Below are 10,756 nucleotides of genomic sequence, written 5' to 3' on the forward strand. Positions count from 1 at the left end.
GGCCGTGCGCCGCGCATGACGGGCGTCACCCGTTCGCCGTTCCGACGACCGCCGCGGCGGGTGCGAGGATGTCCGCCGTGACACGAGTGGCTGCCATCGATTGCGGGACGAACTCCATCCGGCTCCTGGTGGCGGACGTCGACCCGGGCACGGGCGTGCTGGTCGACGTGGACCGCCGCTCGGAGGTCGTGCGGCTCGGCCAGGGCGTGGACCGCACCGGTCGGCTGGCCCCGGAGGCGCTCGCGCGCACGCTGGACGCGAGCGCGCGCTACGCGCAGATCTGCGCCGAGCTCGACGTCGCCACGATCCGGTTCGTCGCGACGTCGGCGTCGCGCGACGCCGAGAACCGTGCGGACTTCGTCGACGGCGTGCGCGCGCTGCTGGGGGTCGAGCCCGAGGTCGTGTCGGGGCAGGAGGAGGCCGCGCTGTCGTTCCGCGGCGCGACGGGTGTGGTCGCCGCGCGGCACCCCGGCCCGTTCCTGGTGGTCGACCTGGGTGGCGGGAGCACCGAGCTCGTCCTGGGCGAGCGCGCACCCGAGGCGGCGTTGTCGATGGACGTGGGGTGCGTGCGCCTGACGGAGCGCCACCTGCAGGGCGACCCGCCCTCGGCCGACGAGCGTGCGGCGGCCCACCGTGACGTGGCGGCGGCGCTCGACGAGGCGGCGGCCGTGGTCCCGCTGGGTCGTACGGCGACGCTCGTCGGGCTGGCCGGCTCGGTCACGACCGTGACGGCGCACGCGCTCGGCCTGGACTCCTACCGGCCGGAGCGGATCGACGGCGCGGTGCTGGCGACGGACGTGGTCCTGGCCGCGTGCGACGACCTGCTCGGGCGGACACGCGCGCAGCGGGCGGAGCTCGGGTTCATGCACCCGGGCCGGGTCGACGTGATCGGTGCCGGTGCGCTCGTGTGGCACGACGTCGTGGCGCGCGTGCGCGACGAGGTCGCTGCCGCGGGTGGCGCGCTCGAGTCGGTGGTGACCTCCGAGCACGACATCCTCGACGGCATCGCGTTCAGCGCCGCGGAGCGCCTCGCCCGCTGAGCTCCGGCACGAACCGTGTCGCCAGGGGGAAACGCCTGTGGTGCACGTCACTGAAACCGGTACCATCCCACCGGTTGAACTGCTGACGCCTCGAGAGCGCGAATGGCACGATGTGCGGCAGCGCTTGTATGGGAGCGGTTCCACGATGCCCGGTCCGTGCCGGGTCGTCGGCAGGGGGCGCCGCGCCCGCCTTCTGCTCGACGAGGAGCCCGAGGATGGACCAGCTGGACCGCACCGTGCCTGAAGGGCGACTCGTCGCCCGGCGCACGGTGCTCGAGATGGGCTGCGGGCTCGTCGGCCTCGGCCTGCTCGCGGCGTGCGCCGACGACGACCGGGCGACGCTCCCGGGGCCGACGCCGACCACCTGGACCGCCCCGGCCGAGCCGCTGCGGTTCCCCGAGGGGTTCGTCTGGGGGTCGGCGACCTCCGCGTTCCAGGTCGAGGGCTCGACCACCGCCGACGGGCGCGGCGTCTCGATCTGGGACACGTTCGCGGCGCAGCCCGGCCGGATCGACGACGGCTCGACGGGCGATCCCGCGGCGGACCAGTACCGGCGCTGGGAGTCCGACCTCGACCTCATGGTCGACCTCGGCCTGCAGGCGTACCGGTTCTCGGTCGCGTGGCCGCGCGTCGTGCCGGCCGGCTCGGGCGAGGTGAACCAGAAGGGCATCGACCACTACCGGCGGCTCGTCGACGGCCTGCTGGACCGTGGGCTGCACCCCGCGATCACGCTGTACCACTGGGACCTGCCGCAGCCCCTGCAGGATGCGGGCGGCTGGGCCGTGCGCGACACCGTGGACCGGTTCGCCGAGTACGCCGCGGTCATGTTCGAGGCGCTGCGGGACGTCGACGCCACCTGGCTGACGATCAACGAGCCGAAGACCACCGCGATGGTCGGCTACGCCGGCACCGAGCACGCACCGGCGATCGGGGACCTCGACGCGGGGCTCGCCGCCGTGCACCACCAGCTCCTCGCGCACGGCAAGGCCGTCGAGGCGTTCCGCGCGGTGGGCGGCCAGGGGAGCATCGGCATCGCCCTCAACCTCATGCCCGTGTACGGCGCGCCGGGAGCGGAGGCCGCCGCCAGTCGCCTCGACGCGGCCGAGAACCGCCTCTACCTCGACCCCTTGCTGCGCGGCGAGTACCCCGACGAGGCGATCGGCTCCGCGGCCGGCCAGCTCAACGCCGACCGTGCCGCGTTCGACGCGCTCGTCCTGCCCGGCGACCTGGCGGCGATCTCCGCGCCGTGCGACCTGCTCGCCGTGCAGTACTACGGGGTCGCGGGCATCGACAAGAACGGCACGTGGCTCGAGGTCTTCCCGCCGTCGCCCGCGAGCTGGCAGCAGGTCCACGCCGAGGGCCTGTACGAGATGCTCGTGCGCCTGACCGACGACTACGCGGACCTGCCGCCGCTCATCATCAGCGAGAACGGCATCCCGGACCCCGACGCGCAAGGCCAGATCGAGGACCCGCAGCGCGAGGAGTTCCTGCGCACGCACCTGCAGCAGGCGGCCCGGGCGGTCGCCGAGGGCGTCGACCTGCGGCAGTACTACGCGTGGTCGTTCCTCGACAACTTCGAGTGGGCGCGCGGCATGACCCAGCGCTGGGGGATCGTGCACGTGGACTACGAGACGCAGCGGCGCACGCCCAAGGCGAGTGCGCAGTGGTACTCGGGCGTGGTCAAGGCGAACGCGGTGGCGCCCGTCTGACCTGGAGTGGTGACCACGCTCACAGGGCCGGACCGCCTCGTGTGCGCATTCTCACCGATCCGCGAGGTGTCGCGTTCGTCGTGCGCCGATACCGTGGAGATATGCCTCAGTCTGCCTCGACGCCGCTCGACGAGTCGGCGGCCCCGCGCCGCCCCGCCAAGCCGCGCAAGGTCCCTCGTGTCCTCGTCCTCGGGGGCGGCACGGTCGGCCTGTACTCCGCTCGTCGGCTGCGCAAGCGGCTCGGGCGCCGTGAGGCCGCGATCGTCGTCGTCGACCCCCGTCCGTACATGACGTACGCGCCGTTCCTCCCCGAGGCGGCGGCGGGCTCGATCGACCCCCGCAACGTCGTCGCCCCGCACCGCCGCGCGCTCAAGGGCGTCGACGTGCTGCAGGGCAAGGTCACGCAGATCAACCATGCCGAGCGCACGGTGCAGATCACGCCCGAGGAGGGCGAGCCGTACTGGGTCACGTACGACCACCTGATCATCGGGTTGGGCTCCGTCGCCCGCACGCTGCCCATCCCCGGCCTCGCGGAGCAGGCCATCGGCTTCAAGAACGTCGAGGAAGCCATCGCCGTCCGCAACCACATCCTCAACCGCATCGAGGTCGCGTCCTCGACGTGGGACCCGGAGCTGCGGCGCCGGATGCTGACGTTCGTGTTCGTCGGCGGCGGCTTCGCCGGCGTCGAGGCGCTCGGTGAGCTCGAGGACATCGCGCGCTACACCGTCAACCACTACAAGCAGATCGAGCAGGACGAGCTCCGGTTCGTGCTGGTCGAGGGCAGCCCGCGGATCCTGCCCGAGGTGAGCGAGGAGCTCGGCGGGTACACGCTCGAGCAGCTGCGCAAGCGCAAGATCGAGATCCACCTCTCGACGTTCCTCAACTCGTGCGTCGACGGGCACATCGTCCTGTCGAACAATCTCGAGTTCGACGCGGACACGATCGTGTGGACCGCCGGCGTCAAGGCCAACCCGGTGCTGCAGCAGTCGGACCTGCCCCTGGACAAGATGGGCCGGGTCACCTGCAACACGTCGCTGCAGGTGGTCGACGCCGACGGCACGGTGGTCCCCGACGCGTACGCCGCCGGTGACTGCGCCGCGGTCCCCGACCTCTACAACCCGGGTGGGTTCTGCCCGCCCAACGCGCAGCACGCGCTGCGTCAGGGCAGCCACCTCGGCGACAACCTCGCGCGCGTCCTGCGGTCCGCCGAGGTCACGCCGTACTCGCACAAGAACATCGGCGCGGTGGCGTCCCTCGGCATGTACAAGGGCGTCGCGCAGATGTTCGGCCGGATCAAGGTGCGCGGCTTCCTCGCCTGGGTGCTGCACCGGACCTACCACGTCTTCGCGATGCCGACCGTGAACCGCAAGCTGCGCATCATGGCGGGCTGGACCGGTTCGCTGCTGCTGCGACGTGAGGTCGTGCCGCTGGGTGCTCTGCACGACCCGCGCGCCGAGTTCCGTGCGGCCTCGGTCCCGCCGAAGCCGCGCGTGGTCGAGCCGGCCGAGGCCCCGGCCGTCGGCGAGCCCGCCACGGGCGCCGCGTCCGGCACGAAGGCCAAGAACGCGAGCTGACTCCCGACGAGAGCCCCGGTCCATCGCGGACCGGGGCTCTCGTGCGTCGGCGTGCGCCCGGCGGGACTCGAACCCGCACTGAGCCGGGTTTAAGCCGGCCGCCTCTGCCGGTTGGGCTACGGGCGCGCGCGAGCATCCTCCCACCGCCCGGCGCCCGGCGGGGGCCGCTCGGCGCAGGTGGGGTCGGCGCAGGCGAGTCGGCGCAGATGGGGCCGTGCAGGCGTGGCTGCGGAGTGGTCAGGGCAGGTGGGCGGCCTGCTCCGACTGCTCGATCTCGGAGGTCCAGTCGCGCTTGGTGCGGCGCCAGCCCTCGTCGTCGACGCCGAGCCGCCAGTAGCCCGAGGCCGAGAGGTCCGCGCGCGCGATCGCGCGCTCGACCCGCAGGTAGCGGCGGATGTCCCGGACCGCACCGGCCTCGCCGTGCACGAACGCGCCGACCCGTCCGTCGGGCCACGCGAGCGCCCGCACGGCCTCGACGAGGCGGCGACCGGGCGCCGCGTGGTCGGCGTGCACCCAGCGCACGTCGACGCCGTCCGGGGCGACGAGCGGGAGCTCGTCGTGCGGGCCGTCGACCTCGACGAGCGCCCAGCCGCGCGCGTCAGGCCGGAGCCGTTCGAGGCCGACCGCGATCGCGGGCAGCGCGCTCGCGTCGCCGACGAGCAGGTGGTGGTCGACGTCGGGCGAGGGTGACCACCCGCCGCCCGGTCCCTGCACGAGCGCCTCCTCGCCGCCGGTCAGGGACGCAGCCCACGGTCCCGCGAGGCCGTGGTCGCCGTGCACGACGACGTCGAGCGTCAGCTCGAGCGCCGCGGCGTCGAAGCTGCGGACCGTGTAGGCGCGCAGGCGCGGGGTCACGTCCGCCGGGAGCGCCGCCTGCACCGCCTCGAGGTCGAGGCGGCCGTCGGGGCCCAGCGGGCGCGGGCCCGCGGGCAGGAACAGGAGCTTGACGTAGGAGTCCGCGTGCTCGTCGGGGGTGAACGGCGCGAGACCCGGACCGCCGAGCACGACGCGCACGAGGTTCGGCGTGAGGCGCTCGGTGCGCTGGACGTGCGCGAGGACGGGCGCCGGTCGACGCCGGGCGTCGCGAGGGCGCGCCGGCGGCGCCGGGGGAGGGAGGGTCACGACAGCGGAGCCTAACCCGCGTGGCAGTAGGCGCCGCGGCCGGGGGAGGCGGGCACGGAGGCCCGCTCTCAGTCTTGTCCGACGGAGCGTGCGCTGGCGTCCAGCGACGCGTCGAGCGACGCGTTGAGGCGGGTGAGCGAGCGCGCGAGCACGTCGAGGTCGCTCGGGTCCCACTCCGCGAGGACCGCGGCGTAGACGTCGGCGCGCGCGCGGCGGGTCGCCTCGAGCGCGGTCCGGCCCACCGGGGTCGCGGCGATCACCGAGCGCCGCCCGTCGTTCTCGTCGCGGCCGCGGCTCACGTAGCCCGCCTCCTCCATCTGCAGCACCTGCCGCGTCACGGTGGACGCGTCGAGGCGCAGGTGGTCGGCGATCTCGTTGATCCCGGCGGGACCGTCGTCGACCAGGCGACCGAGCGCGAGGTACGCCGAACGCTCCAACGTGCCCGCGAGGCGCCTGCTGCGTCGGCGGTTGCGGTCCGCGAGCCGCAGCAGGAGGGCGACCTGGCGTTCGACGTCGGGGATCGCGGGATCCATCAGCGCTCCTTCGGGACGGCGGTGGGGACTGCGCCGCCGCTCAGCCTAGGTCGCGGGACGCGACGACGAGGCCACGCGACCGTGCGCTCCGGTCGCGTGGCCTCGTCGTGACGGTCAGGCGTCGCGCTTGCGCGTCAGGACGGCGCCGATCACCAGCACGACCGCGACGTAGGCCAGCAGGATCCCGAAGCCCTGCCAGGCGGACAGGACCACCGAGCCGGTGAACCCGGCCTGCTCCTGGATCATCTCGTCGGTCAGCGTGATCTGCGAGCCTGCGACGTTCGGCAGGAACGGCGTGAAGTCCTGCAGGGGCTTCCACGGGATGAGGCTGAACAGGATCGGGACGACGAGCAGGATGCCCAGGGTCGTCGTGATCGCCGCGGCGGAGTGGCGCATGATCGTGCCCAGCCCGAACGCGAGCACCGCGATCCCCGTGACGTAGAGCGCGTTGCCGATCAGCGCCCGCACGACCTGCGGGTCGCCGATGTCGACCGAGGCGCCCCGGCCGCCGAAGATCATCGCCTGCAGGGCCGCCGCGACGGCCACGGCGAGCGCGGTCGTCGCGAAGACGACGACCGCCAGCACGATCGCCTTGGCCCACAGCACGGGCAGGCGCCGCGGCGCGGCCGTGAAGCTGCTGCGGATCATCCCGGTCGTGTACTCACCGGTGATCGTCAGCGCGCCGAGCACCGCGACCGCCGTGGGGCCCAGGAACGGGATCGCGCCGAAGCCGTAGAGCGCGTTGACGGGCGACGTGTCGTTGCTCGCGTCGCGCGCGGTCAGCTCGCCCCACGTGATGAGGACGACGAAGCCGACGATGACGACCGCGGTGATCGCCAGCGTCCAGACGGTCGAGCGCAGCGACCAGAGCTTGATCCACTCCGAGCGCAGCAGCCGGGGGAACGACACCCGCAGGTGCGTGGGGGCCGGGGCGGGGGTGCGGGTCGTGGTGGTGGTCATCGCGAGGCCTCCTGACCAGGCGCCGGGACGTCGGTCGAGGCAGCGGGCGCGTCCTGGGGCGCGTCGTGGCCGAAGGTCGAGTGGTACTCCACCGTGTCCTGCGTGAGCGACATGAAGGCGTCCTCGAGCGATCCCCGGACGGGCGTGAGCTCGTGCAGGGCGATGCCGGCCGCGGCGGCGGCCTCGCCGATCGCGGGTGCGGTGGCGCCCACCACGACGAGCGACTCGGACTCCGACGACGTGATCGTGACCTCGGGGCCGGCGATGAGCTCGGCGAGCCGCGCGGCGTGCGGGGTGCGCACCTGGACCGATGCGCGCGTGCTGCGGTCGACGATCTCCTGCACCGGGCCCGCGGCGATGATCCGCCCGCGCCCGATGACGATGAGGTGGTCCGCCGTGAGGGCCATCTCGCTCATGAGGTGCGAGGACAGGAACACCGTCCGGCCCTCACGCGCGAGGTACTTCACGAGGTTGCGCACCCAGAGCACGCCCTCGGGGTCGAGCCCGTTGACCGGCTCGTCGAGGATGAGCGTGCGCGGGTCGCCCAGCAGGGCCGCCGCGATGCCGAGGCGTTGTCCCATGCCGAGCGAGAACCCGCCGACCCGCCGCTTGGCGACCGAGTCGAGGCCCGTCATCTCGATGACCTCGGTGACGCGCGCGTCCCCGATGCCGTGCGTCGCGGCGAGCGCCCGCAGGTGGTTGCGCGCGCTGCGGCCCGTGTGGACGGCCTTGGCCTCCAGCAGCGAACCGACCTCCGTGAGGGGCGAGGCGTGCTGGGCGTAGGGCTTGCCGTTGACCGTGACGTGCCCGGACGTCGGACGGTCGAGCCCGACGATCATGCGCATCGTGGTCGACTTCCCCGCCCCGTTCGGGCCGAGGAACCCGGTGACCTTGCCGGGCTCGACGGTGAACGAGATGGAGTCGACGGCGAGCTTGTCGCCGTATCGCTTGCTGAGGTTCGTTGCCTCGATCATCGCGGAGGTTCCTCCGGTCGGAGACGTGTCGCTGCCGACACTACGGGCACGCTCCCACCTGGGGGTATCCGTCCACGGTCGGATCCGTCCGGGCCCCCGGTGTCCACGACGACGTCGTCGAACACCGCGGGAACCCGACGAGCGCCTTGTACGTTGGGAGACCACAGACCAGCGCCGACGTGGCGCAGGCCGACCAGGAGGACGACGTGGCCAACCCCGTCTTCAGCAACAGCCCGGTGTTCGGCGACCCCAAGTCGCAGGCCGGACCGCGATCCGGTGGGACCGTCTACGCGGACTCGACCGCCACCCACTCGACGGTCGACGCGGCGACGCTCGACCAGATGTACGGCGCGCCCGCGGCGACCACGCGGGACACGGGCCGCCTCACCTACGACGACGTGATCATGAAGACCGGCGGCCTGCTGGCGCTGCTGGTCGCAGTCGGCGCCGTGACCTGGGTCGTCGCGCCCGGGCTGTGGATCCTCGGAGCGATCGTCGGCCTGGTCCTCGGCCTGGTCAACGCGTTCAAGCGCGAGCCCAGCCCGGTCCTCATCACGCTGTACACCGTCGCGCAGGGCGTGTTCCTGGGCGGGATCTCGGCGTTCTACGAGGCCTCCTACCCGGGCATCGTGAGCCAGGCCGTGCTCGGCACGCTCGCCGTGGCCGCCTCGGCGCTGTTCGTGTTCAAGTCCGGCAAGGTGCGCGTCACGCCGAAGTTCACGCGCTGGCTGATCCTCGCGATGGTCGGCTACCTCGTGTTCTCGCTGCTCAACGTCGTGCTGATGCTGCTCAACGTGGGCGGTGGCGACTTCGGGCCGCTGCGCAGCGGTGGCTGGGGCGTCCTGATCGGGCTGTTCGCGGTCGGCCTCGCGGCCGCGAGCTTCATCGTCGACTTCGACGCGATCAAGAAGGGCGTCGAGGGCGGCGCCCCGCGCAAGCTGGCCTGGGCCGCGGCGTTCGGGCTCATCGTCACGCTCGTGTGGCTGTACCTGGAGATCCTGCGCATCCTCGCGATCCTGCGGAACTGACCCGGCGCCGCGAGGCGCCCGATGTCCCACTGAGCCACCCGTCGACCTCGCTAGGGTCGGCGGGTGGCTCTTTTCGACCTCCCCCTGCCCGAGCTCGAGCGCTACCTGCCGGAGCTCGACGAACCCGCCGACCTCGACGACTTCTGGTCCCGCACGCTCGCGCAGGCGCGCCGTCACGACGTGGTCGTCGACGCACGCCCGCACGACGCGGGCCTGCGCCTCGTCGACACCACCGACCTGACGTTCGCCGGGTTCGACGGCCAGCCCGTCAAGGCGTGGGTCACGCGGCCCGCCGGCACGCAGGGCGAGCCCCTGCCCGCGGTCGTCGAGTACCTCGGGTACGGCGGCGGACGCGGCTTCGCGCACGAGCGCCTCGCGTGGGCAGCGGCCGGGTACGTGCACCTGCTCATGGACACGCGCGGCCAGGGCTCGGTGTGGGGGACGGGCGGCCACACTCCCGACGAGGCAGGCTCCGGGCCCGCCGCGCCCGGCGTGATGACGCGCGGCATCGAGGACCCCGAGCGCTACTACTACCGCCGCGCGATGACCGACGCGGTGCGCGCCGTCGACGCGGTGCGCGCGCTGCCGGGCGTCGACGCGCGGCGGGTCGCCGTCACGGGCGGCAGCCAGGGCGGTGCGCTCGCGCTCGCGGCCGGCGGCCTGTCCGACGGGCTCGTCGCCGTGATGCCGGACGTGCCGTTCCTGTGCCACTTCCGGCGCGCGCTCGACCTGACCGACTCCCACCCGTACGGCGAGCTCGTCCAGTACCTCGCGGTGCACCGCGACGCGGTGGACCGTGCCCACCGCACGCTGTCGTACTTCGACTGCGTGCACCTGGCGCGGCGCGCGAGCGCCCCGGCGCTGTTCAGCGTGGCGCTGCGCGACGACATCTGCCCACCCTCGACCGTCTTCGCGGCCTACAACCACTACGCGGGCCTCGCGGCGCAGCGCCCGCAGACGCAGATCGAGGTCTACACCTACAACCGCCACGAGGGCGGGCTCGGCTTCCAGCTCGACCGCCAGCTGCGATGGCTCGACGCGCTGGTCCGCTGACCCGCGGGCCCGGTGCTCCCCGAGAGCTCCGTGTCAGTCGCCCGCGTCAGTCGCGCAGGCCGTGGCGGGTCAGGAAGTCGTTGGTGAACACGCCGTCGGGGTCGCGACGCGCGACGAGCGCGCGGAAGTCGTCCCAGCGCGGATAGAGCTCGGCGAGGCGGTGGTCGCGGTCGGCGAACAGCTTTCCCCAGTGCGGGCGCGCCTGGAACGGTGCGAGCGCGTCCTCGAGCACGGGCAGCACCTCCTCGACCTCGTCGCGCCACGGCTGCCAGGTGAAGTGCAGCCCGACGTGCGGTCCGCCGTGCGCGGTCGACAGCCACAGGTCGTCGCCCGCGACGCTGCGGATCTCGCTGACCTGCAGCAGCGGCGAGACCTGTTCGGCCAGCGCCTGCACCGCCGTGATCGCCTCGACCGCACGCGCACGCGGCACCAGGTACTCGGTCTGCAGCTCGGCGCCGGCCGACGGTGTGAACTCGAGCCGGAAGTGGGGGAGCCGCTCGTGCCACGGCCCGGGGACGCCGCCCTGCTGCGTGCACGCGGCGGGGTCGACCCCTGGGACCGGGTGCACCGGGCCGGGAGCAGGACGCGCGCCGGCGAGCTCGGGGCCTGCGTCCGGCAGCGTCCACGCGCCGTCGATCACGCGGTGCTTGCGCCACACCTGCCCGACGACGTCGTCGCGCCAGTCGGTGAAGAGGCTCACCGAGTACGCCGAGCCCATGAGCGCGTCGAACTGGCCGAGCGCGACGTCCCACGGCAGGTCGAG

10 protein-coding genes and 1 tRNA gene are annotated in these 10,756 nt (G+C 73.3%); 5 read left to right on the forward strand and 6 right to left on the reverse strand.

The window, feature by feature from the left end; genetic code table 11:
• Nucleotides 1–77 precede the first annotated feature (77 nt).
• From CGE01nite_RS13710 to CGE01nite_RS13720, 3 genes are all read left to right on the forward strand, one after another.
• The gene (locus CGE01nite_RS13710; RefSeq protein ID WP_141371406.1) at nt 78–1,040 is read left to right on the forward strand and encodes a Ppx/GppA phosphatase family protein; all 963 of its coding nucleotides are present in this window, start codon (nt 78–80) and stop codon (nt 1,038–1,040) included.
• A gap of 215 nt (nt 1,041–1,255) precedes the next feature.
• The gene (locus tag CGE01nite_RS13715) at nt 1,256–2,749 is read left to right on the forward strand and encodes a GH1 family beta-glucosidase (protein WP_141371407.1); all 1,494 of its coding nucleotides are present in this window, start codon (nt 1,256–1,258) and stop codon (nt 2,747–2,749) included.
• Between the two features lie 101 nt (nt 2,750–2,850).
• Nucleotides 2,851–4,323 carry an NAD(P)/FAD-dependent oxidoreductase gene (locus CGE01nite_RS13720; protein WP_141371408.1) on the forward strand — a complete coding sequence of 491 codons (1,473 nt, stop codon included), beginning with the start codon at nt 2,851–2,853 and terminating at the stop codon, nt 4,321–4,323.
• Between the two features lie 52 nt (nt 4,324–4,375).
• Here the strand turns inward: CGE01nite_RS13720 and CGE01nite_RS13725 are convergent.
• From CGE01nite_RS13725 to CGE01nite_RS13745, 5 genes are all read right to left on the reverse strand, one after another.
• A tRNA-Leu gene (locus CGE01nite_RS13725) sits at nt 4,376–4,449 on the reverse strand.
• 111 nt (nt 4,450–4,560) lie between these two features.
• The gene (locus CGE01nite_RS13730; RefSeq protein ID WP_141371409.1) at nt 4,561–5,445 is read right to left on the reverse strand and encodes a siderophore-interacting protein; all 885 of its coding nucleotides are present in this window, start codon (nt 5,443–5,445) and stop codon (nt 4,561–4,563) included.
• 68 nt (nt 5,446–5,513) lie between these two features.
• The gene (locus tag CGE01nite_RS13735) at nt 5,514–5,978 is read right to left on the reverse strand and encodes a MarR family winged helix-turn-helix transcriptional regulator (RefSeq protein WP_141371410.1); all 465 of its coding nucleotides are present in this window, start codon (nt 5,976–5,978) and stop codon (nt 5,514–5,516) included.
• A 114-nt stretch (nt 5,979–6,092) separates the two neighbouring features.
• The gene (locus CGE01nite_RS13740; RefSeq protein WP_048342847.1) at nt 6,093–6,938 is read right to left on the reverse strand and encodes a DUF2705 family protein; all 846 of its coding nucleotides are present in this window, start codon (nt 6,936–6,938) and stop codon (nt 6,093–6,095) included.
• A complete protein-coding gene (locus CGE01nite_RS13745) occupies nt 6,935–7,912 on the reverse strand; it encodes an ABC transporter ATP-binding protein (protein ID WP_048342846.1) in 978 nt (325 codons plus the stop codon). Before CGE01nite_RS13745 ends, CGE01nite_RS13740 begins: the two co-directional genes overlap by 4 nt.
• Before the next feature lie 206 nt (nt 7,913–8,118).
• On the opposite strand from CGE01nite_RS13745, the gene CGE01nite_RS13750 reads away from it, so the two are divergent.
• Both CGE01nite_RS13750 and CGE01nite_RS13755 read left to right on the forward strand, forming a co-directional pair.
• Nucleotides 8,119–8,940 (forward strand): Bax inhibitor-1/YccA family protein, encoded by an 822-nt coding sequence (locus CGE01nite_RS13750; RefSeq protein WP_048342858.1) that lies wholly within the window; start codon nt 8,119–8,121, stop codon nt 8,938–8,940.
• Nucleotides 8,941–9,003: 63 nt separating this feature from the next.
• Nucleotides 9,004–9,993, forward strand: a complete 990-nt coding sequence (locus CGE01nite_RS13755; protein WP_048342845.1) for an acetylxylan esterase — start codon at nt 9,004–9,006, stop codon at nt 9,991–9,993.
• A 46-nt stretch (nt 9,994–10,039) separates the two neighbouring features.
• On the opposite strand, the gene CGE01nite_RS13760 is transcribed toward CGE01nite_RS13755, so the two are convergent.
• Nucleotides 10,040–10,756, reverse strand: a 717-nt coding sequence (locus CGE01nite_RS13760; RefSeq protein ID WP_304364758.1) for a D-arabinono-1,4-lactone oxidase, incomplete at its 5' end; no start/stop codon positions are given.

Origin of the sequence: Cellulomonas gelida, assembly GCF_006538725.1 — a bacterium.
GTDB lineage: Bacteria > Actinomycetota > Actinomycetes > Actinomycetales > Cellulomonadaceae > Cellulomonas > Cellulomonas gelida.